Annotated in this window: 14 protein-coding genes, 2 tRNA genes and 3 rRNA genes; 8 read left to right on the plus strand and 11 right to left on the minus strand. The window is 50.1% G+C overall.

Annotation, left to right across the window (positions count from 1 at the left end):
* Nucleotides 1-52 precede the first annotated feature (52 nt).
* From proS to metN, 6 genes are all read right to left on the minus strand, one after another.
* Nucleotides 53-1,771, minus strand: coding sequence for a proline--tRNA ligase (gene proS / locus ACX9GV_RS03740; protein ID WP_473197094.1), 1,719 nt, complete (start codon nt 1,769-1,771; stop codon nt 53-55).
* A 117-nt stretch (nt 1,772-1,888) separates the two neighbouring features.
* Entirely contained in the window at nt 1,889-2,596 is a 708-nt protein-coding gene (gene tsaA, locus ACX9GV_RS03745; RefSeq protein ID WP_473197095.1) for a tRNA (N6-threonylcarbamoyladenosine(37)-N6)-methyltransferase TrmO, read from the minus strand.
* Nucleotides 2,593-2,997, minus strand: a complete 405-nt coding sequence (gene rcsF, locus ACX9GV_RS03750) for an Rcs stress response system protein RcsF (protein WP_473197096.1) — start codon at nt 2,995-2,997, stop codon at nt 2,593-2,595. The genes tsaA and rcsF overlap by 4 nt, the downstream gene beginning before the upstream one ends.
* A 175-nt stretch (nt 2,998-3,172) precedes the next feature.
* Nucleotides 3,173-3,988 (minus strand): MetQ/NlpA family lipoprotein, encoded by an 816-nt coding sequence (locus tag ACX9GV_RS03755; RefSeq protein WP_473197097.1) that lies wholly within the window; start codon nt 3,986-3,988, stop codon nt 3,173-3,175.
* 111 nt (nt 3,989-4,099) lie between these two features.
* Complete coding sequence (locus tag ACX9GV_RS03760; protein WP_473197098.1) at nt 4,100-4,753, minus strand: methionine ABC transporter permease MetI; 654 nt, start codon at nt 4,751-4,753, stop codon at nt 4,100-4,102.
* The gene (gene metN, locus ACX9GV_RS03765) at nt 4,746-5,777 is read right to left on the minus strand and encodes a methionine ABC transporter ATP-binding protein MetN (RefSeq protein WP_023492799.1); all 1,032 of its coding nucleotides are present in this window, start codon (nt 5,775-5,777) and stop codon (nt 4,746-4,748) included. Before metN ends, ACX9GV_RS03760 begins: the two co-directional genes overlap by 8 nt.
* Nucleotides 5,778-5,990: 213 nt before the next feature.
* On the opposite strand from metN, the gene gmhB reads away from it, so the two are divergent.
* From gmhB to ACX9GV_RS03800, 7 genes are all read left to right on the plus strand, one after another.
* Complete coding sequence (gene gmhB / locus ACX9GV_RS03770) at nt 5,991-6,554, plus strand: D-glycero-beta-D-manno-heptose 1,7-bisphosphate 7-phosphatase (RefSeq protein ID WP_473197099.1); 564 nt, start codon at nt 5,991-5,993, stop codon at nt 6,552-6,554.
* Nucleotides 6,555-6,937: 383 nt separating this feature from the next.
* Nucleotides 6,938-8,479 (plus strand): 16S ribosomal RNA (locus tag ACX9GV_RS03775).
* A gap of 74 nt (nt 8,480-8,553) precedes the next feature.
* Nucleotides 8,554-8,630, plus strand: a tRNA-Ile gene (locus ACX9GV_RS03780).
* Between the two features lie 147 nt (nt 8,631-8,777).
* Nucleotides 8,778-8,853 (plus strand) — tRNA-Ala (locus ACX9GV_RS03785).
* Between the two features lie 310 nt (nt 8,854-9,163).
* Nucleotides 9,164-12,070, plus strand: a 23S ribosomal RNA gene (locus ACX9GV_RS03790).
* A gap of 115 nt (nt 12,071-12,185) precedes the next feature.
* Nucleotides 12,186-12,301 (plus strand): 5S ribosomal RNA (rrf, locus tag ACX9GV_RS03795).
* Together the 16S, 23S and 5S rRNA genes with 2 tRNA genes alongside form the textbook arrangement of a ribosomal RNA operon.
* Nucleotides 12,302-12,886: 585 nt before the next feature.
* Complete coding sequence (locus ACX9GV_RS03800; protein ID WP_473197100.1) at nt 12,887-13,411, plus strand: fimbrial protein; 525 nt, start codon at nt 12,887-12,889, stop codon at nt 13,409-13,411.
* Between the two features lie 81 nt (nt 13,412-13,492).
* Here the strand turns inward: ACX9GV_RS03800 and pssA are convergent, their stop codons facing one another.
* From pssA to ACX9GV_RS03815, 3 genes are all read right to left on the minus strand, one after another.
* Nucleotides 13,493-14,848, minus strand: coding sequence for a CDP-diacylglycerol--serine O-phosphatidyltransferase (pssA, locus tag ACX9GV_RS03805; RefSeq protein WP_473197101.1), 1,356 nt, complete (start codon nt 14,846-14,848; stop codon nt 13,493-13,495).
* Nucleotides 14,849-15,184: 336 nt separating this feature from the next.
* Nucleotides 15,185-17,836, minus strand: a complete 2,652-nt coding sequence (locus ACX9GV_RS03810) for a bifunctional acetate--CoA ligase family protein/GNAT family N-acetyltransferase (RefSeq protein WP_473197102.1) — start codon at nt 17,834-17,836, stop codon at nt 15,185-15,187.
* 91 nt (nt 17,837-17,927) lie between these two features.
* Nucleotides 17,928-18,617 (minus strand): tRNA-uridine aminocarboxypropyltransferase, encoded by a 690-nt coding sequence (locus tag ACX9GV_RS03815; RefSeq protein WP_473197103.1) that lies wholly within the window; start codon nt 18,615-18,617, stop codon nt 17,928-17,930.
* A gap of 273 nt (nt 18,618-18,890) precedes the next feature.
* On the opposite strand from ACX9GV_RS03815, the gene ACX9GV_RS03820 reads away from it, so the two are divergent.
* Nucleotides 18,891-19,967 carry a tRNA/rRNA methyltransferase gene (locus tag ACX9GV_RS03820; RefSeq protein WP_023492137.1) on the plus strand — a complete coding sequence of 359 codons (1,077 nt, stop codon included), beginning with the start codon at nt 18,891-18,893 and terminating at the stop codon, nt 19,965-19,967.
* A 121-nt stretch (nt 19,968-20,088) separates the two neighbouring features.
* On the opposite strand, the gene emrB is transcribed toward ACX9GV_RS03820, so the two are convergent.
* Nucleotides 20,089-21,624, minus strand: a complete 1,536-nt coding sequence (gene emrB / locus ACX9GV_RS03825; protein ID WP_473197104.1) for a multidrug efflux MFS transporter permease subunit EmrB — start codon at nt 21,622-21,624, stop codon at nt 20,089-20,091.
* Nucleotides 21,625-21,641: 17 nt separating this feature from the next.
* Nucleotides 21,642-22,817: a multidrug efflux MFS transporter periplasmic adaptor subunit EmrA gene (gene emrA, locus ACX9GV_RS03830; protein ID WP_473197971.1), complete on the minus strand. Its 1,176-nt coding sequence runs from the start codon at nt 22,815-22,817 to the stop codon at nt 21,642-21,644.
* Nucleotides 22,818-23,053 lie beyond the last annotated feature (236 nt).

Consider the following 23,053-nt stretch of genomic DNA (forward strand, 5'->3'; position numbering starts at 1 on the left):
TCCTGAGTAGAGCACCCTGTATTACGGGTGCTCTAGATACTGATTACTGATATCAGCGTTTGATTTGTGCCAATAGAAAATCAATGATTTCACTGGTTTTAATCATCTGCTTCTCACCAACGCGGCGGTTTTTGTACTCGATCTCTTCACTATCGAGGTTACGATCACCAATCACAATAGAGTGAGGTACACCGATCAACTCCATATCGGCAAACATAACGCCAGGACGCTCTTTACGGTCATCGAGAATAACGTCAATGCCTTTTGAACGTAGCGTGTCGTACAGCTCTTCCGCCAGCGCTTGCACACGGAAGGATTTGTGCATATTCATGGGTAGAATAGCGACCTGGAAAGGGGCAATGGCATCCGGCCAAATAATGCCACGCTCATCGTAGTTTTGCTCGATAGCGGCGGCCACCACTCGGCTAACACCAATACCGTAGCATCCCATCGTCAAGACCTGATTACGGCCATCTTCACCTTGTACCGTTGCTTTCATTGCTTCCGAGTATTTGGTCCCCAGTTGGAAGATATGCCCAACTTCAATACCGCGTTTGATGAGCAGTGTGCCTTTCCCATCAGGGCTGGCATCACCTTCCACCACATTACGGATATCGGCAGTGGCTGGTAGCGGCAGGTCACGCTGCCAGTTAATGCCAAAGTAGTGTTTACCATCAATGTTGGCACCCGCAGAGAAATCACTCATTACTGCAACACTGCGATCAATAACCAGCGGGATGGGCAAGTTAACTGGGCCAAGAGAACCGGGGCCAGCGCCTACAATAGCGCGGATCTCTTCTTCGGTAGCAAAAGTCAACGGCTTGGCGACTTGAGGTAGTTTTTCTGCCTTGATTTCATTGAGCTGATGATCACCGCGCACCAAGAGTGCAACGAGCTTATGGCCACTGTGCTCATCAGCGTGAACCATTAAGGTTTTCACGGTTTTTTCTATCGGAAACTGGAACTGTTCAACCAGGTCAGCAATGGTTTTGGCGTTTGGCGTGTCAACAATACGCAGTTCTTCGCTTGCTGCGGCCAGCGGATGAGCGGGTGCTATTGCTTCAGCCAGTTCGATATTGGCGGCATAATCAGAATGGGTGGAGAACACAATATCATCTTCGCCACTGTCCGCCAGCACTTGGAACTCATGTGATGCACTGCCACCAATCGAGCCGGTATCAGCCAGTACGGCACGGAAATCGAGACCGATGCGATTAAAGATGGCGCTGTAGGCTTGGTACATGGCGTCGTAGGTTGTTTGCAACGATTCCTGTGAGGTATGGAACGAGTAAGCGTCTTTCATCAGGAATTCACGTGCGCGCATCACACCAAAACGTGGGCGAACTTCATCACGGAACTTGGTTTGGATTTGGAAGAAATTCAGCGGCAGTTGCTTGTAGGAGCTGACTTCATTACGGATCAGATCGGTGATCACTTCCTCATGGGTTGGGCCCAGCACAAACGGACGCTCACCGCGATCAACAAAACGTAATAATTCCGGGCCATATTGCTCCCAGCGACCACTTTCCTGCCACAGATCGGCGGGTTGAACGACCGGCATGGAAACTTCGATCGCATTAGCATTGTTCATTTCTTCACGAACGATGTTTTCAACCTTCTTGAGCACTCGCAAGCCAGTAGGCAACCAGGTATAAAGACCGGAGGCCAGCTTGCGGATCATTCCGGCGCGCAGCATCAACTGGTGGCTGATCACTTCGGCATCGGCAGGGGTCTCCTTCAGGGTGGAGAGCAGATATTGGCTTGTACGCATGGTGTTTGGTTCCGTTAGAACTGCGAGTTTTATCGGGCTGTTAGAGGCAGCCAACATATTCAAAAGTGGTTTAGTTTACCAGCGCAAGCGGGTTGTCAAAAGAGAGAAGGTGGAATTTTAGCGAACATCCAATGACAACACTTCTGTTTGACCATTCACCAGCCGCCAACGCACATTGAACTCCAGCAGCCATACCGCATATTCACGCTCGCTCGCTGATTCTTTGCGATAGGCAGGGCGCGGGTCTTGCGCGAGAACCTGAGTAATAAAACGGCGTAAGTGAGGGTAACGCGGCTGGTGCTGTTGTAACTGTCGTTCCGCCTGTGTAGAGAAATAAACCGGCATATCGGCCGTGGGTGGTAATTGAGCAAAACCTGCTTGTGCCTGCGGCTTACTGTCGGCAAAGGGTAAATAAGGTTTGATGTCCACCACCGGGGTACCATCAACCAGGTCCAGGCTACCTAACTTGAGTATCACCTGATCCCCTTGAGTTTCTATGCCTTTGAGTTCAATCAATGACATGCCCAGAGGGTTAGGGCGGAAGGTTGAACGGGTGGCGAATACTCCCATCCGAGTATTTCCCCCCAGGCGAGGAGGACGTACCGTAGGCCGCCACCCCCCCGCCATCGTTTGATGGAAAACAAAAATTATCCATAGGTGACTGAATTCGCTGAGGCCGCGCACCGCTTCTACTTGATTGTATGGCGGTAAGAGCAGCAGTTCCCCATTCCCATCTTCCACTAACCCTGGTTGGCGGGGAACCGCGAACTTTTCTTTATAGGGTGAGCGGATAATGCCGATTTGGTTAACAACAAACTCACTCATTTGGATGAGACATTAAGTGCCGAGCCTTGGCAAATCGCTTGTCGGTAACAGTTACCCACACCCGTGACAATTTGGCAGTCATGCAATAGCACGACATTGGCATTCATGCTCGATGCGCGGCTTTGCATACGTTTGCGGGCGGTAGCCAGATTGGGTGGGGTATCCTGAATTGTGGCTTGGCAAGATTCGCCAGAGACGGTACCTAACTCACGAAAAGGTTTACCCGCTAATTCGTCTACGCTGCTATAAACAACGGGGGTGGCACGAGATCCAGAAACGGAGGAGGTGGTATTGCTTGATGCAGAACTTGCCGGAGGAGTCAGGTTGTGGGATGAAGAGCTGTGCCAAGTAGAACATCCCGTTAGCATAAGTGCTAACAAACCAAGAGGGAAAACACGCATAGAAATTTCTCTTTCTGGTTATAAAAGTAGCGCTATTGAAGCAATGTCTGGCAAAAATAACAAGATTTGTCTTTGTTCACGCTATCATATTAGCTATATGACCGTCATCTTATCCCCAAGTTGCTACAAACTGCAGCAAGTTGGCTGCAGTTTGTATGGCAACAGGTATCAATGATTACCAGCCTTTTACTGCACCGCCATTGAAGATTTTGTTCGCAGCCTGATTAACTTCTTCAGACTGGTAAGCCTGAGCGAATTTTTTCACTTTCTCGGCATCCTTGTTATCTTCACGGGCAACCATGATGTTGACATAAGGAGACTCTTTATCTTCAACAAACAGGCCATCTTTGGCTGGTGTCAGCCCAATCTGGCTAGCATAGGTGGTGTTGATGATAGCCAAGGCAATTTGTTGATCATCGAGTGAGCGTGGTAATTGTGGGGCTTCCAGCTCAACCAACTTCAGGTTTTTTGGATTTTCAGTGACATCCAATACTGTTGGCAGTAAACCAACGCCATCTTTTAGTTTGATCAGCCCTTCTTTTTGCAGCAACAGCAAGGAACGACCGAGATTAGTAGGGTCATTCGGTAAGGCTACTTGTGAACCGTCTTTCAACTCAGACACGGCTTTGATTTTCTTGGAATAGCCGGCGATGGGATAAACGAAGGTGTTACCAACAGAAACCAGTTTATAGCCACGATCTTTGATTTGCTGATCCAGATAAGGCTTGTGCTGGAATGCGTTCAGATCAATATCACCTTTGCTTAAGGCTTCATTGGGCAGAACATAGTCATTGAATGTCACCAGTTCAACATCCAAACCATACTTCTCTTTAGCGACTTTCTGTGCGACTTCAGCCACTTGCTGTTCAGCACCAACAATAACCCCCACCTTGATATGGTTTGGATCTTTTTCATCCTGACCACAGCCAACAAGAGCCAACGTGCCGATCAGTGCGCCGATTGCTGCAATGGATTTAAATTTTAACGACATATCTCTTCCTCATTAGGTTCATATATCAAATACGCTTCACTTTCTATCATTCAAGATACAGCTCGGCTGTGTGATGAAATCTATCAAGTCGATGTGAACTTGTGGGTAACGCTATTTGTGTGTCACGGCCTTAACCAGGCGATCACCACAGAACTGGATCAGATAGACCAAGACAACCAGTAATATTAATACCGTATTCATCACGGTAGCGTTATAACCAATATATCCATATTGATAACCAATTTGACCTAAACCGCCAGCACCTACCGCTCCCCCCATGGCAGAATAACCGACCAGGGTAATCAAGGTGATAGTAGCTGCATTCACCAAGCCAGGCAGCGCCTCAGGCAGCAGTACTTTAGTTATGATCTGCATCGGGGTGGCCCCCATAGCACGAGCCGCTTCAACCAGGCCGGAAGGGATCTCCAACAGGGCGTTCTCAACCATGCGTGCAATAAAGGGTGCTGCACCGACAGTGAGTGGAACGATAGCGGCCTGCAAACCGATGGAGGTACCGACGATCATTCGGGTGAATGGGATCATCCAGACCAACAGGATAATGAACGGGATAGAACGGAATATGTTCACCAACCCGGACAACATCTTATATAGCGTGTTATTGGCGATGATTTGCCCTGGACGGGTGACATACAGTAGCACGCCAACTGGCAAGCCAAGCACAAAACCGAAAAAGCCAGAGACAAAGGTCATCGTGACGGTTTCCCACACACCACGGGCCATTAACCACATCATTGCCTCAGACATAACCCAGAACCTCTACTTTTACCTGATTTTCTTTTAGGAATTCAATTGCCGCCAGGGCATCTTCGTCAGTCCCATGGAGTTCAGCCAGCATCACACCGAATTTCACACCGCCAGCGTAATCCATCTGTGCGCTGATAATGTTGTTATTCACATTAAAGCGGCGAGCGGCTTCAGACAGCAAGGGCGCATCGACGGATCGACCGGTAAATTCCAGTCGCAGCAGCGGGTGACGACCATCGACACGCTCTTGGACCAGACGGTTGGCATAATCATCCGGAATATCCAGATGTAATGTGGCTTGGATAAATTGTTGTGCCAACGGAGTCTTGGGATGTGAGAAGACTTCGCTGACGCTGTCTTTCTCAATCAGTTGCCCTTGGCTGATTACGGCGACTTGATCACAGATGCGTTTCACCACGTCCATTTCATGGGTGATCAACAGAATGGTTAACCCCAATCGACGGTTGATATCTTTCAGTAATTCCAGAATAGACCGGGTGGTGGCGGGGTCTAGCGCGCTGGTGGCTTCATCGCACAGTAAAACTTTAGGGTTACTTGCCAAGGCACGCGCAATGGCGACACGCTGTTTCTGACCACCAGACAGATTGGCCGGGTAGGCATCATGTTTATCTGACAGGCCAACCAGTTCCAGTAATTCCGTGACCCGTTTTTTGATTTCTGCACGTGACATACTGCCCAGTTCCAATGGCAGCGCCACATTACCGAAGACGGTACGGGAAGAGAGCAGGTTAAAGTGCTGGAAAATCATGCCAATTTGGCGACGTGCATGTGTCAACTCATGTTCAGACAACGCCGTCAAATCCTGTCCATTGACCAGAACAGTACCTGATGTTGGCCGCTCAAGCATGTTGGCACAACGGATCAGCGTACTTTTACCCGCACCTGATGCACCAATAACGCCATAAATCTGTCCTGCAGGGACGTGAAGAGTAACGTCAGACAGTGCCGTAATGGTGCGCACTCCCTGTTGAAACACTTTGCTGATGTTAGAAAGTTTAATCATGTTCTTCTTATTTTTAGCGTTGTTGCTCGTGGCTAATGTTGCTGGTGGCTAAATAAAATAAACCAGGGACTGAACCCAAGGATGAAACAGATGTTAAGGCGTCTAGACGTCCAAGTCAACGTTAACTCTATTCTTCATCGCCCATTCGTCGTTCTCAGCTTTGAGTAAAACATGCGATACTATGCCGGTTCTTAGCGCTTCAGGAGTATACCGGTGACACAGCGGGTTCCAGCAATTTTTTTAGATCGTGATGGCACGATTAATATCGATCATGGTTATGTCCATGAAATAGATGACTTCCAATTTATAGATGGTGTGATTGACGCATGCCGTGAACTGAAAAACATGGGTTTCGCGCTAGTGTTAGTGACCAACCAATCGGGTATTGCCCGTGGCAAATTCAGTGAACAGCAGTTTATGAGCCTGACTGAGTGGATGGATTGGTCATTGGCTGACCGTGATGTTGACTTGGATGGCATCTATTTCTGTCCACATCATCCCGAAGCGGCAATAGAAGAATATCGTCAGGTCTGTGACTGCCGTAAACCACAACCAGGGATGCTATTACAGGCACAAAAAGAACTGAATATCGACCTGGCTGCCTCTTATATGGTTGGCGACAAAATTGAAGATATGCAGGCGGCCGCCAGTGCTGGCGTTGGGACTAAAGTTTTGGTTCGAACGGGGAAACCGGTCACTGAGGACGGTGAAAAAGCGGCAGATTGGGTGCTAAACAGCCTGAAAGATCTGCCAGAAGCGATTAAAAACCGGGCTTAGTGGGGCTCTCTGTTGCTTGAATCAATAGGGGGAATCTCTGCCGTTTTGCAGTGAATCCCTCATCAGCGCTAGCTAGGGGGCTGTTTTATAACGTCTCCGTAAGTCGAGTTTTTAGTGAATTGCTATCGATAGAGAAAAAAACTGAAAATTAGGGTTGACTCTGAAAGAGGAAAGCGTAATATACGCCACCTCGAGTTAGCGGGCTGAAGCCAGTAACTCACTGCTCTTTAACAATTTATCAGACAATCTGTGTGGGCACTCACAAAGACGATATCCAGTTGCTTCGGCAACAAAAAAATATCAAGTCTTAAAGAGTGACTCATGTAAGTAAAATTCATGCAGTAATCTTTGAGCATCGCTATTAACTTAGCAAATCAAGCTTTTAATTGAAGAGTTTGATCATGGCTCAGATTGAACGCTGGCGGCAGGCTTAACACATGCAAGTCGAGCGGTAGCACAGGGGAGCTTGCTCCCTGGGTGACGAGCGGCGGACGGGTGAGTAATGTCTGGGAAACTGCCTGATGGAGGGGGATAACTACTGGAAACGGTAGCTAATACCGCATAACGTCGCAAGACCAAAGTGGGGGACCTTCGGGCCTCACACCATCGGATGTGCCCAGATGGGATTAGCTAGTAGGTGGGGTAATGGCTCACCTAGGCGACGATCCCTAGCTGGTCTGAGAGGATGACCAGCCACACTGGAACTGAGACACGGTCCAGACTCCTACGGGAGGCAGCAGTGGGGAATATTGCACAATGGGCGCAAGCCTGATGCAGCCATGCCGCGTGTGTGAAGAAGGCCTTAGGGTTGTAAAGCACTTTCAGCGAGGAGGAAGGGTGATGTGTTAATAGCACATCACATTGACGTTACTCGCAGAAGAAGCACCGGCTAACTCCGTGCCAGCAGCCGCGGTAATACGGAGGGTGCAAGCGTTAATCGGAATTACTGGGCGTAAAGCGCACGCAGGCGGTTTGTTAAGTCAGATGTGAAATCCCCGAGCTTAACTTGGGAACTGCATTTGAAACTGGCAAGCTAGAGTCTTGTAGAGGGGGGTAGAATTCCAGGTGTAGCGGTGAAATGCGTAGAGATCTGGAGGAATACCGGTGGCGAAGGCGGCCCCCTGGACAAAGACTGACGCTCAGGTGCGAAAGCGTGGGGAGCAAACAGGATTAGATACCCTGGTAGTCCACGCTGTAAACGATGTCGATTTGGAGGTTGTGCCCTTGAGGCGTGGCTTCCGGAGCTAACGCGTTAAATCGACCGCCTGGGGAGTACGGCCGCAAGGTTAAAACTCAAATGAATTGACGGGGGCCCGCACAAGCGGTGGAGCATGTGGTTTAATTCGATGCAACGCGAAGAACCTTACCTACTCTTGACATCCAGAGAACTTTCCAGAGATGGATTGGTGCCTTCGGGAACTCTGAGACAGGTGCTGCATGGCTGTCGTCAGCTCGTGTTGTGAAATGTTGGGTTAAGTCCCGCAACGAGCGCAACCCTTATCCTTTGTTGCCAGCGATTCGGTCGGGAACTCAAAGGAGACTGCCGGTGATAAACCGGAGGAAGGTGGGGATGACGTCAAGTCATCATGGCCCTTACGAGTAGGGCTACACACGTGCTACAATGGCGTATACAAAGAGAAGCGACCTCGCGAGAGCAAGCGGACCTCATAAAGTACGTCGTAGTCCGGATTGGAGTCTGCAACTCGACTCCATGAAGTCGGAATCGCTAGTAATCGTAGATCAGAATGCTACGGTGAATACGTTCCCGGGCCTTGTACACACCGCCCGTCACACCATGGGAGTGGGTTGCAAAAGAAGTAGGTAGCTTAACCTTCGGGAGGGCGCTTACCACTTTGTGATTCATGACTGGGGTGAAGTCGTAACAAGGTAACCGTAGGGGAACCTGCGGTTGGATCACCTCCTTACCTAAAGATATTGCTTCGCGTGAAGTGCTCACACAGATTGTCTGATGAAAAGTAACGAGCAGAGATACCTTTATAGGCTTGTAGCTCAGGTGGTTAGAGCGCACCCCTGATAAGGGTGAGGTCGGTGGTTCAAGTCCACTCAGGCCTACCAAATTTCTTTTGATGCTGCGTTATGCGCGCGGTCGTTTACCCAAGTAAACGTCCCTTCCGCATGCCTTGCCTGAAAAGAAATTACATTGTCTTAAAAAGATAATGTGACTCTCCGAGTGGTAGTAAAGGTCTCTGCAAGTGACTGTATGGGGCTATAGCTCAGCTGGGAGAGCGCCTGCCTTGCACGCAGGAGGTCAGCGGTTCGATCCCGCTTAGCTCCACCATAAGTCATTGAATATACTTCAGAGTGTACTGGAAACAGTATGCTGCGAAGTATTTTGCTCTTTAACAATCTGGAACAAGCTGAAAATTGAAACTTCAGCGCATCAATGAGTTAACTGACATTGATGACGTTGAAAGAGTCTCTCAAATTTATCATAACTCGTAAGCAGGTTGAGCGAGCTAAGTGAAGACAAGGCGTAGGAGCAGAGCCAGCGCAGTGGACTTGATGTCCATGAGCATGGCGAGCACCGCACAACGCAGTATTCACGACGCGCAGCCAACCGGCAAGATGGAAACATCTTCGGGTTGTGAGGTTAAGCGACTAAGCGTACACGGTGGATGCCTAGGCAGTCAGAGGCGATGAAGGGCGTGCTAATCTGCGAAAAGTGTCGGTAAGGTGATATGAACCGTTACAACCGACAATACCCGAATGGGGAAACCCAGTGCAATTCGTTGCACTATCCTGTCATGAATACATAGTGGCAGGAGGCGAACCGGGGGAACTGAAACATCTCAGTACCCCGAGGAAAAGAAATCAACCGAGATTCCCCTAGTAGCGGCGAGCGAACGGGGAAGAGCCCAGAACCTGAATCAGTTTGTGTGTCAGTGGAAGCGTCTGGAAAGTCGCACAGTAAAGGGTGATAGTCCCGTACACGAAGATGCACAGATTGTGAGTTCGATGAGTAGGGCGGGACACGTGTTATCCTGTCTGAATATGGGGGGACCATCCTCCAAGGCTAAATACTCCTGACTGACCGATAGTGAACCAGTACCGTGAGGGAAAGGCGAAAAGAACCCCGGCGAGGGGAGTGAAATAGAACCTGAAACCGTGTACGTACAAGCAGTGGGAGCCTACTTGTTAGGTGACTGCGTACCTTTTGTATAATGGGTCAGCGACTTATATTTTGTAGCAAGGTTAACCGAATAGGGGAGCCGTAGGGAAACCGAGTCTTAACTGGGCGAATAGTTGCAAGGTATAGACCCGAAACCCGGTGATCTAGCCATGGGCAGGTTGAAGGTTGGGTAACACTAACTGGAGGACCGAACCGACTAATGTTGAAAAATTAGCGGATGACTTGTGGCTGGGGGTGAAAGGCCAATCAAACCGGGAGATAGCTGGTTCTCCCCGAAAGCTATTTAGGTAGCGCCTCGTGAATTCATCTTCGGGGGTAGAGCACTGTTTCGGCTAGGGGGCCATCCCGGCTTACCAACCCGATGCAAACTGCGAATACCGAAGAATGTTATCACGGGAGACACACGGCGGGTGCTAACGTCCGTCGTGAAGAGGGAAACAACCCAGACCGCCAGCTAAGGTCCCAAAGTCATGGTTAAGTGGGAAACGATGTGGGAAGGCACAGACAGCCAGGATGTTGGCTTAGAAGCAGCCATCATTTAAAGAAAGCGTAATAGCTCACTGGTCGAGTCGGCCTGCGCGGAAGATGTAACGGGGCTAAACCATGCACCGAAGCTGCGGCAGCGACGCTTAGGCGTTGTTGGGTAGGGGAGCGTTCTGTAAGCCTGCGAAGGTGACCTGTGAGGGTTGCTGGAGGTATCAGAAGTGCGAATGCTGACATAAGTAACGATAAAGCGGGTGAAAAGCCCGCTCGCCGGAAGACCAAGGGTTCCTGTCCAACGTTAATCGGGGCAGGGTGAGTCGACCCCTAAGGCGAGGCTGAAAAGCGTAGTCGATGGGAAACAGGTTAATATTCCTGTACTGGGTGTTACTGCGAAGGGGGGACGGAGAAGGCTAGGCTATCCGGGCGACGGTTGTCCCGGTTCAAGTGTGTAGGGGGGTAGACCAGGCAAATCCGGTTTACTGTCAACCCTGAGGCACGATGACGAGTCTCTACGGAGATGAAGTAGTTGATGCCCTGCTTCCAGGAAAAGCCTCTAAGCATCAGGTAACATTTAATCGTACCCCAAACCGACACAGGTGGTCAGGTAGAGAATACTCAGGCGCTTGAGAGAACTCGGGTGAAGGAACTAGGCAAAATGGTGCCGTAACTTCGGGAGAAGGCACGCTGGCGTTAGGTGAAGGGATTTACTCCTGGAGCTGAAGCCAGTCGCAGATACCAGCTGGCTGCAACTGTTTAATAAAAACACAGCACTGTGCAAACACGAAAGTGGACGTATACGGTGTGACGCCTGCCCGGTGCTGGAAGGTTAATTGATGGGGTTAGCGGCAACGCGAAGCTCTTGATCGAAGCCCCAGTAAACGGCGGCCGTAACTATAACGGTCCTAAGGTAGCGAAATTCCTTGTCGGGTAAGTTCCGACCTGCACGAATGGCGTAATGATGGCCAGGCTGTCTCCACCCGAGACTCAGTGAAATTGAACTCGCTGTGAAGATGCAGTGTACCCGCGGCAAGACGGAAAGACCCCGTGAACCTTTACTATAGCTTGACACTGAACATTGAGCCTTGATGTGTAGGATAGGTGGGAGGCTTTGAAGTGTGGACGCCAGTCTGCATGGAGCCAACCTTGAAATACCACCCTTTAATGTTTGATGTTCTAACTCGGCCCCGTGATCCGGGGTGAGGACAGTGTCTGGTGGGTAGTTTGACTGGGGCGGTCTCCTCCCAAAGAGTAACGGAGGAGCACGAAGGTTGGCTAATCACGGTCGGACATCGTGAGGTTAGTGCAAAGGCATAAGCCAGCTTGACTGTGAGAGTGACGGCTCGAGCAGGTACGAAAGTAGGTCTTAGTGATCCGGTGGTTCTGAATGGAAGGGCCATCGCTCAACGGATAAAAGGTACTCCGGGGATAACAGGCTGATACCGCCCAAGAGTTCATATCGACGGCGGTGTTTGGCACCTCGATGTCGGCTCATCACATCCTGGGGCTGAAGTAGGTCCCAAGGGTATGGCTGTTCGCCATTTAAAGTGGTACGCGAGCTGGGTTTAGAACGTCGTGAGACAGTTCGGTCCCTATCTGCCGTGGGCGTTGGAAGATTGAGAGGGTTTGCTCCTAGTACGAGAGGACCGGAGTGAACGCACCCCTGGTGTTCGGGTTGTCATGCCAATGGCACTGCCCGGTAGCTAAGTGCGGAAAAGATAAGCGCTGAAAGCATCTAAGCGCGAAACTTGCCTCGAGATGAGTCTTCCCTGGGCCTTTAAGGCCCCTGAAGGAACGTTTAAGACTAAGACGTTGATAGGCTGGGTGTGTAAGTGCAGCGATGTATTGAGCTAACCAGTACTAATGAACCGTGAGGCTTAACCTTACAACACCGAAGGTGTTTTATTGAGAGACGCGAATTGCTTTGATTTTCAGCGAAGTTCCGAGATTGGTTTTGATGGCTTTACTGAGGTAAAGCGGTTGAAATGAAACAGAATTTGCCTGGCGGCCTTAGCGCGGTGGTCCCACCTGATCCCATGCCGAACTCAGAAGTGAAACGCCGTAGCGCCGATGGTAGTGTGGGGTCTCCCCATGTGAGAGTAGGACACTGCCAGGCATCCAAATAAGTAGAAAGCCCCGTGCGCAAGCATAGGGCTTTTTGCTTTTGTGATTTTTTATAAAATAGTTATCTCTTCTCTGATTCAAGCCATTGGGCAATAAATAAGGCGATCATTGCCGGTTGATTGATATCTAGCCATGGTGCGTTATCTTCAGTTTTAATGTTCCTGGTTACAGTAATGATATATATGCTGAATCAATAGTGGTTTATATATATTTAAAGCATATGATAATTTTAATTAAATAATTATGTTTCAACTCTTTTATCGAAAAATATAGCGATAAGAAAATTCGTTAGTCTCAATATTGGCGATACTCAGCGACTCAGAGCCTCATAAACCAGGCCACTAAAGGGTTGAAGCAAGCGCTATTCAGGTCTTTTCCTGTGGGTTTATCGCCTAAATGTGCTTACAGGTATTATCTGCAATGAAGCAGAAAATTAGTTCAATCCTGTTAAAGCTATATAAATATCTATAGTATACAGAGTAATTAAGCTTAACAGGTCGTTTTTTATGTACCCACTTTTCTTGGGTATTCTTCTATTCGCTTGAATAAAAACATTCTCTCTGGGAGGAGTCGAATAATGTTTCATCTAAAAAAAATTTTATTTGTACTGTGCATTTTTTACCAGACTATAAATAGTGGGGTTGTATATGCCGTCGATATGAATTTTACAGGTAACCTCGTTGTACCACCCTGTGTGATTAATGGTGGGCGAGATGTTTTTATGGAATGGGGAAACGTTGATTTAACTAAGGTACCTGCGGGTGATATTGGGTTTGGTGCGTCGAAGTCTATTACACTATTACTTTCTTGCCCTTATGCCATTGGAGTACCCAATATGTATGTTACAGGGGATAGTTTCACTGGGCCTTCCTTTTATCGTGGGGCGGTTAAGACAACCAAAGAGGATGTTATCGTCTATCTTCACGCAACTGGTGTTGACGGTACATTACGTATTAATGGGAAAACACCCATCACGTTAACCGGAGCGGGAACTGAAAAAAGTGTAACATTAACGGGTTACCTGGCTCGTACCCCTGGTTTTACTTCGCTCACTCCTGGTCCTTTCAACGGTATTGTGGCACTCAATGTTGTTTATGAGTAAACAGGATAGGGTTCCGGAGGGTGAAGTTTACCGATGTGAGCATCAAGTCAGCCGGGTGAGGCTGACTTGATGATTGAGACATTACAGAATACGACTAATTAACCGGTCAATACGGATGCGGCGCAAGCGGCGGATCAGCTTGCGTACCTTGATGGGGTATTGCTGAATATTTTGCAGTTCGTGATAGCTACCGACCACGGTGGTGTGAGTGCGGATCGTTTCCAGCTCTTTATGGCGTTGTTCCCGCATCTCTTGCTGAGGATCGTGGATCAGAATGGCATTCTCCAAGTCCAGACGCCAAGCACGTGGGTTGAGGTTATTACCCGTAATCAACTGCCATTTATCATCAACCCACACGCCTTTCAGGTGATAAGTATTATCCTCATCTTTCCATAACCGAACAATGAGTTGCCCAGTGTCGATATAGCGTTGCAGGCGGCTGAGGAAACGGCGCAAGTTGATTTCGTAGAGATAAGGTAATGCGCCGATAATCTTGAAGGGTTGATCTTCAGGAATATAGAAGTCATTTGCTGTCTTGTCGCCCACAATGATTTCTACCTGCTTCCCCTGGCGCAGCAAATAAATGATATCACGTACCAGTATGGCGGGGAGGTTGAAGTAAGGGGTGCATAGTGTGAGTTTCTGCTCGGTACTGGCCATCAAATGATGGATGGTATCATTGAGGATATTCTGTTTACCCAAGCCAATTAATGGGATTACCGCTAATTCTTCGTTACTCGCGTCGCCTTGAAATTGATAACTGGCGTGACGCAAGCCAGACCGCAAAGTGCGCGTCTCATTTTTGATCTCCGGACTGGTGGGCCGGTCATGGCGATCGAGGCGTTGCACCGCACCTGCGGTTAACAAATGCTGCTTAATGAAATTATACAGAGTCTGAGCCAGCACCTTGTTGGTGATCAACTGGTAGCGGTCATAACGGTACTTTTCATTCTGATGCAAATAGACATCATTAATACTGGCACCGCTGTAGACCACGGTATCATCAATGATAAACCCTTTTAGGTGGAGCACACCCAGGGCTTCCCGGGTATTGACGGGCACACCGTAAATAGGGACTGAGACTTGTGGATGCTGTTCTGCCATGCTGCAGTACCAATCCGCGTTGGTATTGGTAGCGGCTGCACCGATACGGCCCCGTTGTGCACGATGCCAGTCTACGAATATGGAGACCTCTAACTCTGGGCGATGTTGTTTGGCCTGATAGAGCGCGTTAAGGATCTCGCGCCCCGCATCATCGTGCTCTAAATAAAGCGCGGCCAGATAAATACGGCTCTTAGCGCTAGCTATCATCTCCAGCAACGTGGTGCGGAAATGGGAGGGCGCATAAAGAGTGCGAACATCAGCAACCGTCTGAGGGATTTTGGGCAGTTGTGCAAGGTGTTGTTGATGTTTGCTACGTTTAAATTTTGACAACATCACAGTGCGTTTCTTCTCTTATGTTTGGATGGCCATAACGCCACCTGCATTATACCCGTTGTCTTACGTGTTATAGGGAGTTTCATGACTTGGGCCGTCATCGAACTCACTGAACAGGGGCATAGCCAAAACCTGCGCACCTGTACCTGGCAGATTCAGCACAGACCTTCTCTACCTGCTCCCTGAGGCCATGCTTTGTTACTGCCTGCCTGTAACTTGAAACAACTTAAGTATAAAACAATTCTTTGAACAATCGGGCGATAATAACACTAGTTGTTATGATTGTACGTATGTTTTGCTATCAAGTAGCGGATTTGTATTACATTGCGATCGAGCTCACGGCATCTGATTCCCTTGCAATGGCAGTGTCAAATTGACAATGCCTTCGTCAATTTGCACATCCACCTCAAACCCCAGTTTCTGTGCCAGTGTGACCATTCCTCGATTGTTCGGCATGGTCATACCGGTCAGCCGGGTCAGGCCTCGCGCACGAGCATATTCGATCATTTTTACCAGCAATTTACGGCCCAGGCCGAGGCCTTTTAGGTCGGAACGGACCAGTACGGCGAATTCTGCATCGATATTGTCGGGATCAGAGTGCGCCCGAGTCACACCGATAATTTCATCGCCGTTGCGTACCGCGACGAAAGCCATCTCACGATCGTAGTCGATCTGTGTCATGTTGGCTAAATCTTCATGGGTAAACTCATTGATTTCACTAAAGTAGCGGTAGTAGAGATCTTCTTTGGTCACACGGTCGATAAAGTGTTTCAGTGCCGGTTCATCTTCCGGCAGAATCGGGCGGAACAAGCAATGTGAGCCATTTTTTAATTCAATGGTTTCTTCCAGTTCATGGGGGTAGGGGCGAATAGCCAAGCGTGCCTGTGGGTCTCCACTAAAGGGGGCAAGCTGCATTGATACATCCAGCAAGGTAAATTCACTGCCAGCGGCTAATACCGGGTGAATATCGAGGCGCGATATTTCCGGGCAATCCAGGATCAGATTGGAAACTTGCACCAATAACTGACTTAGGCCAGGAATATCGAGCGGTCGTAGCGCACTGCGGTCACGGATTTTTCCGCCTTTCACCGCTTGTAGCACCAGATACCGAGCGAGTGCCATATTTAGAGGGGGGAGTGCAACGGCAACTTGGTTTTTTTGACGCCATTCGACACCGCCTTCCCCCAGCATGATCAGTGGCCCGAAGATAGCATCCTGTTCCACGGCAATTCTCAACTCTTGTGCACCCGCCCGGTTGGCCATGCTCTGTACCAACAGGCCGTGGATACGCGCCTGTGGATAGGACTGTTTTACCCGATCGAGGATGGCGTCTGCCGCGCGTTGTACTTCAGTGGCGGTACGCAAATAGAGCATCACGCCTTGAACTTCAGATTTGTGTGGAATATCAGGGGAGCGTAGTTTCAACGCCACCGGGTAACCAATTTGCTCAGCGATATGGACGGCTTCAGCGCTATCACCGGCGATCCAGGTTGGTAAGGTGCTGAGACCATAGGCTTGCAGAATCGGCTGCACTTCATGGGTATCCAACTGAGTAACCCCTTCAGCCAGTGCCTGACTGATCTGCTGGTGTGCCACGGCGGTATTGGCCGTCAGCCCAACGGGTAGAGCAGGGGTTTCTTTCAACTGTTTCTGATTCCGGCGGTATTCCACCATATGCATAAAGGCGGTGATGGCACCTTCTGGTGTCCGGTAGGTCGGTATCCCCGCTTCGGTAAACAGGCGACGGGCGTCCTGTGAAGAGTATTCACCACACCAATTAGTCAGTAGCGTGATGCGTTTGCCACGTGGGTGCTGGCGGATAGCCTCAATCAGCAGTTCTGCGGTTTCAGAACCTGGAGCCGCTGCACTGGGGGCATGGATCAGCAGCAAAGCATCGTATTCTTGGCAGTCAAGCAGTGCTTGCAGTGCCGCCAGATAGCGTTGGGGGGTGGCATCATCACGTAAATCGATAGGATTGCCGACCTTAATAAACTCAGGCAGCGAGCTGCTGAGCTTTTCCTGTGTCTCTTTGGGCAATGTCGCCAGTTTGCCATTACGGGCAAGCAGTTCGTCTAATGCCATAGCGGCAGGTGCGGCGCCATTGCTGATAATCATCAGCCGCTCACCGCGTAGCGGGTGCATGTGGCTTAAGGTTTCCACGGCGGAAAAAAGTTCGTGGGTATCCTGCACGCGCAGCAAGCCAGCCCGTTGTATTGCGGCATCATAGGCGGCATCTAACCCTTGTTGGCTGTTGAGCAAGCGCTGTGCCTGTTGGCTACGGCCACTTTTGATCACCAAGATGGGTTTATTACGGGAAGCACTACGGGAGGCAGAGAGAAAACGCCGTGCATCGCTGATGTTTTCCAGATAGAGCAAAATGGCACTGGTTTTGCTGTCACGGGCCAAGAAGTCGAGTAGATCGTCAATATCAATATCCAGACTATCACCCAGCGAAATGAAATAGGAGAAGCCGACCTCCCGTTGTTGTGCCCAATCGAGAATGGTATTGGCTACAGCGGCAGATTGCGAAATAAATGCCAGCTTGCCTTTTTGAATAGGAACCGGTGAAAAGCTGGCATTGATCCCTTGCCACGGTGCGAGCAAACCCAGGCTATTGGGGCCAAGCAGGCGCATTGAATAGCGCTGTGCCATGGCTTTGAGTTCGGCGAATTGCTCCACGGGGGAAGAGAGCACAATAGCGGTTTTGCAACCCAGCTTGCCGAGTGATTCTACCAATAGCAGGTTGCGCTGTGGGTTGGTGCATAACACCGCCAGATCAGGCGTGAGTGGTAAACTGGCGACATCGGGATAAGCCATCACGCCGCAGACGGCTTTGTAGCGCGGGTTGACCGGCATCACTGGGCCGGTAAATCCCCCGGCAAGTAGATTGCGCATCATCAGGTAACCAGCACGACCGACCTTTTGCGAAGCGCCGATCACAGCGATGGATTTGGGACGTAATAGCGCTTCTAGTCCTCTTTGGCTCATGGGTGACTCCAACTTCCGGTTAGCTTTGCTTCTTTCGAACGATGAGGCTGGAAACAAGGCAAGTTATTTTTTGATTTTAGACGCATTGTCGCTACGGTGCTGTGACCGATGCCGCTGAGCGGCAAGCTTTTCCAGCCAGATATTGTTGGCGAAAATAATTGAAATGTTGTTCGAGACCGCTGGCAGCATCGGTATCACCTGCCTGTTGCAATAAAGCGGCGGCGACTTCGGCGGTGCAAAGCTGCTCTGTACGGCTGGCGGCACGCAATTGATAATCGGATGCATTGGATACATTGAGAGAAAATAGCGGGAACGGATCCAGATAAGGACTTTTGCGGAACATTTTGCATGCTTCCGGCCAAGTACCATCCAACATAATAAACAGGGGCGCTTTACTTTCAGCAGGCAGGCTGCTGAATACTGGGCGCGATGGGGTGGCGTAAGAGGCCGGGAACACCACATAAGGCTGTCGGTCAGGGTTATTGAGCAACTCTAGCAGTGCCGGGTCCACCGTGGTACGTGACCAAAGAAATGCCTGGGTATCAGGCAGAATATCGGCGATCAGCCGCCCGGTATTGCTCGGTTTCAGCGGTTCAGTATCGAACATCACCAGACAGAAAAGTGCCTTGGCCTGCTGCGGTTGGATGGTGGAACACAGGCAGTTTTGCTGGGGCAGCAAACAATGCTGACAGCGTATTGCACGGCAACCACGCGCTCGAAAAGGCCGAGTTGCTCGTTCTAAACGGAATTGGCGCAGACGTAGCACCGCATTGTGAGTCATAACTGTCCTGATAAAAAGGCTATTGTAGCGTAGAAACGAGCCGCACGGGAGAGGTGCCGGGTGTTAGGGGGCCGTGTCATTATGCCCGTAGGGAAGTGTGTTATTTGGCATAATTGCGCTTAAGTAAATTAGCGCCCATGCAACCTCTGCAATTTGCATCGAGACAGGTCTATAATTGATCAGTTTGATAGTTGCCAGCTTTTAGCACAAGTTGGTGGCTTAGCGCGGCAACATCAGGTAATCTTCGCGCCCTGCGCGTTGGTGGAGAATGAGATGAACGATTCATTTAGTGGCAAGAACGGCAAAGTTAAAGTGATGTACGTCCGCAGTGACGATGACAACCGTAACAACAATAAACGTTCGGACGGTAAAGGCCGCCCAACGGACAATGCGCGTTCTGGTCGTCCCGGTCAGGATAAGCAGCGTGGTGGCTACCGCCGGGATGCTGATCCTCGCCGTAGTGAAAATGATCGTCCTCGCCGCCCAGCTCGCACTGAAGATTCTGGTGGCTATGAATCCCCATGGAAAACGGTATCACGTGGCCCAGACGAAGAGCCCGCGTTCGATCATGGTGGTATCAGTGGCAAAAGTTTTATTGACCCTGAGCAGTTGCGTCGCCAACGGGCGGAAGAAACCCGAGTCTATGGTGAGAATGCCTGCCAGGCGCTGTTCGCCAGCCGTCCAGAGTCCATTGTACGCGCCTGGTTTATACAATCAGTCACACCGCGCTTTCGCGAAGCCCTACGTTGGATGGCAGCAAACCGCAAAGCGTATCATGTAGTCGATGATGATGAACTGGAGAAAGCGTCCGGTACTGAGCATCATGGTGGCGTCTGTTTTCTGATCAAAAAACGTCAAGGCTTGGATGCGCAAACTTATCTTAAGAGCGCGCCCAGCAAAGATTGTGTACTTGCCTTGGAAGATGTAGGTAACCCGCATATTCTGGGGGCGATTGTGCGCTCTTGTGCCAACTTTGGCGTGAATGGTGTGTTACTGCAAGACCCTGCTTTACTGGAGTCAGGTGCGGCAGTGCGTACCGCTGAAGGGGGTGCTGAACATATCAAGGCGATCAATGCTGATGATTTCCTGTCGGTGCTGGATACTTTCCGCCAGGCGGGATATACCATCGTCACGGCTTCCAGCCGCAAAGGGGAGCGTGCCGGGCAAGCTAAATTGCCTGCCAAGGCGGTGCTGGTGTTAGGCTCGGAAGGCAGTGCTTTGAGCGACAATGCTTGGCAGCAGGGTGATATGAGTGTCTCCATTGGCGGCACTGGCAAAGTAGATAGCCTGAATATTTCAGTGACCGCCGGTATTCTGCTAGCTGACTGGTGGCGACAGAATCACGAGTAAGCCGGGTAGCAAAGACAACCGAAAAATATCAGGGGGTGAGTCAAGTGACTCACCCCCTGTTGTTTATATCGAGTTGTTTATATCGAGTTGTTTATATCGCGTTGTATATATCGCAAGGTGATCAGTGAGCGCCGCCCCCACCGCCACCAGAACTGAACGGTGGCTTGGCGAACCAGACTAACGCGATCAGGATCAGGAACACCCCCGCCGATAACCAAAAAATCTCGTTTGCCGAGATAATCAGCCCTTGCGCAGTGATTTCGTTAGCGATGTAGGCCGAAGCCTGTTGCTTGTTCATACCGAGATGTTCCAGTTTGCGGTACATCTCCTGCGATTGTGGGTTGAACGGATTAATAAACTCGGTCAGGTGTGTATGGTGCATTGACTCTCGACTGGTCCATAGCGTCGTGGTGATTGACGTACCGATAGAGCCGGAGAGTGTTCGGGCAAAGTTCGACAAACTCGATGCGGCGGCGATGCGCTCAGAGGGTAACCCCGAAAGGGTAATAGTGGTCAATGGCATAAAGAAACAGGCAATAGCGAAGCCTTGCACAAACTGTGGCCATGCAGACGCAGCGAAATCCATCCCCGGTTCAAAGGTATAGGCCCGCCAGTAGAAACAGATGGCATAGACCAGAAAACTCCCGGTGACCAGCCGGCGCATATCCAGGCGGTTACCAAAGCGGCCGATAATCGGTGACAGCACCAGCGGCAGCAGCCCTACTGGCGCGGATGCCAAGCCTGCCCAGGTTGCGGTATAACCATAGACCTCCTGTAGCAATTGTGGCAACAGCACGATGGCCCCAAAATACAACATATAGGCCAGGCTGATACACAAACAGCCGATAGTAAAATTACGTGACTTGAACAGGGACAAATCCACCACCGGGTGCTCATCTGTCAGCTCCCAAACCACCAGGAACAGTAACGCTATAACTGCCACCGCGGTCAGAATAATAATTTGAGGCGAATTGAACCAGTCAAGCTCTTTACCCTGATCAAGCATAATCTGTAGCGAACCGATGCCGACAACCAGCAAAACCAGCCCGATAGTATCGATGGGTTTAATTTCAGTCTTGGTTTCCCGGCCTTTTAGTGTCGACATCGCCGCCAGGATCACGAACAAGCCAATGGGAATATTGATAAAGAAGATCCAACCCCAATGGTAGTTATCACTGATATAGCCACCGAGAATGGGCCCAAAGATTGGCGCAACGATCACGGTCATTGACCATAGCGCCAGGGCCATCGAACGTTTTGCTGGCGGATAGTTGTTCAGTAATAAACTCTGTGACAGCGGGATCAGCGGCCCGGCCACTAACCCTTGGATCACGCGGAAAAAGATCAGCATCCCGAGACTGTTGGAGATACCACATAACCAGGAAGCCAGGACAAATAGCGTGGTAGACCACAGAAACAGACGAACTTCACCAACGCGTTTCGCTAGCCAACCGGTAATGGGAATAGAGATGGCATTAGCCACCCCAAACGAGGTAATCACCCAGGTACCTTGTGAGTTGGATGAACCGAGGTTGCCCGAGATAGTGGGGATGGCAACGTTGGCGATGGTGGAGTCCAGTACCTGCATGAACGTCGCCATGGCGAGGGCGATGGTCATCCAGGCAAGCTGGGAACCTTCAAGTGGTTTTTGTGCCACGGTAATCTCCCGTCCGCTTAACCGGCATTAGCATGGATCACATCGGCGATCATCTGATTAACCGGGGCCAGGTCCAGCGTCAGCGCACTGGTTTCATAGCGCGGCTCTTTACGCACGGTATTGGCGAGTACCGGACCATCCTGATTAGCGGTATCAACCTTCACTAGCGTAGAGAGACCAATTCGCAGTGGGTGTTCTGCAACTTGCTGTGCATCCAGTTCAATACGGACTGGTAAGCGCTGTACGACTTTGATCCAGTTACCGGTGGCATTTTGTGCCGGTAACAGTGAGAAAGCACTGCCGGTACCCATATCGATACCCACCACCTTGCCTTTGAACACCACCTCACTGCCGTAAATATCAGTGACGACGGTAGCGGGCTGGCCGATACGCATATTGGTCAGTTGGGTCTCTTTAAAGTTGGCATCTATCCACATAAGTTCTGCCGGAATAATGGCCATCAGCGGTGTTTCTGTAGAGATCTGGGCGCCCACCTGTACACTGCGGCGTGAGACAAAACCAGTCACCGGGCTGACGACACGTGTGCGCTGCAGCGCCATCCAGGCATCACGCATTTGTGCTGCAGCCTGCAGAATGGCAGGCTGTTCTTCTAGCGGTGTATTGAGCACCAGCGCCTGGTTAGCATTGTATTGCTGTATGGCTACTTCCAGTGCAGCCTTGGCGTTGTCCACGGCATTTTTTGCATGTTGCAGTTCTTCGCGGCCAATCGCATCCGCATGGCCTAGCACGATACGGCGTTGGAGGTCGCTTTCCACTTTACTCAGTTCGGATTTACGCAGTGCAATGTTAGCCTGATACTGTTTGCTATTGACCACCAACTGATGCGTCTGCCGCACACTGTTGGCTAACGCTGTTTTAGCGCGAGCAAAGGCTTGCTCAGCATCGGCAGGGTCGAGAGTCAGTAACACATCACCTTGGTGCACGAAGTCAGTGTTGTCGAATGCCACACTGTTCACACTGCCTGAAACCTGGGCCATGATTTGGACTTGATTACCGGCCACGTAAGCATTGTCAGTTTCCTGATGATGGCGCAGTACCATAAACCAATACACCAAATAGACCACCCCGATGATAATAAAAATAACCGTCAGCAGCAGTAGCCAAAATGTACGCTGCTGTTTTTTGCTGTTTGCCGGTTGCTGCGGTACTTGAGTCTCCGCATTGGTATTCATGCTTCCCATGTTGAAATAATTCCTTGGTGCTTGGAGTTGCAGCCTCTATCAGCATGCAACTTGAATGAATTTGATACTAATTTATGCTGTTATGTTCGCCGTTTCTGAGCCATCAAACGATAGGGCGCTTAGCTAGCACCAGCTATGCGGGCTGACAGCTAATGCGTTGGTGTTTGCTAATACCACGACCAGGAGTGGGGTGAGTCGCTAATTCAAAGGGATAACATCAATAGACG

The organism is Serratia sp. 25CWL12, assembly GCF_055790885.1.

Coding starts and splice junctions, on each gene's coding strand:
- proS (WP_473197094.1), bottom strand. CDS start 1,771: ATGCGTACAAGCCAATATCTGCTCTCCACCCTGAAGGAGACCCCTGCC.
- tsaA (WP_473197095.1), bottom strand. CDS start 2,596: ATGAGTGAGTTTGTTGTTAACCAAATCGGCATTATCCGCTCACCCTAT.
- rcsF (WP_473197096.1), bottom strand. CDS start 2,997: ATGCGTGTTTTCCCTCTTGGTTTGTTAGCACTTATGCTAACGGGATGT.
- ACX9GV_RS03755 (WP_473197097.1), bottom strand. CDS start 3,988: ATGTCGTTAAAATTTAAATCCATTGCAGCAATCGGCGCACTGATCGGC.
- ACX9GV_RS03760 (WP_473197098.1), bottom strand. CDS start 4,753: ATGTCTGAGGCAATGATGTGGTTAATGGCCCGTGGTGTGTGGGAAACC.
- metN (WP_023492799.1), bottom strand. CDS start 5,777: ATGATTAAACTTTCTAACATCAGCAAAGTGTTTCAACAGGGAGTGCGC.
- ACX9GV_RS03800 (WP_473197100.1), top strand. CDS start 12,887: ATGTTTCATCTAAAAAAAATTTTATTTGTACTGTGCATTTTTTACCAG.
- pssA (WP_473197101.1), bottom strand. CDS start 14,848: ATGTTGTCAAAATTTAAACGTAGCAAACATCAACAACACCTTGCACAA.
- ACX9GV_RS03810 (WP_473197102.1), bottom strand. CDS start 17,836: ATGAGCCAAAGAGGACTAGAAGCGCTATTACGTCCCAAATCCATCGCT.
- ACX9GV_RS03815 (WP_473197103.1), bottom strand. CDS start 18,617: ATGACTCACAATGCGGTGCTACGTCTGCGCCAATTCCGTTTAGAACGA.
- ACX9GV_RS03820 (WP_023492137.1), top strand. CDS start 18,891: ATGAACGATTCATTTAGTGGCAAGAACGGCAAAGTTAAAGTGATGTAC.
- emrA (WP_473197971.1), bottom strand. CDS start 22,817: ATGAATACCAATGCGGAGACTCAAGTACCGCAGCAACCGGCAAACAGC.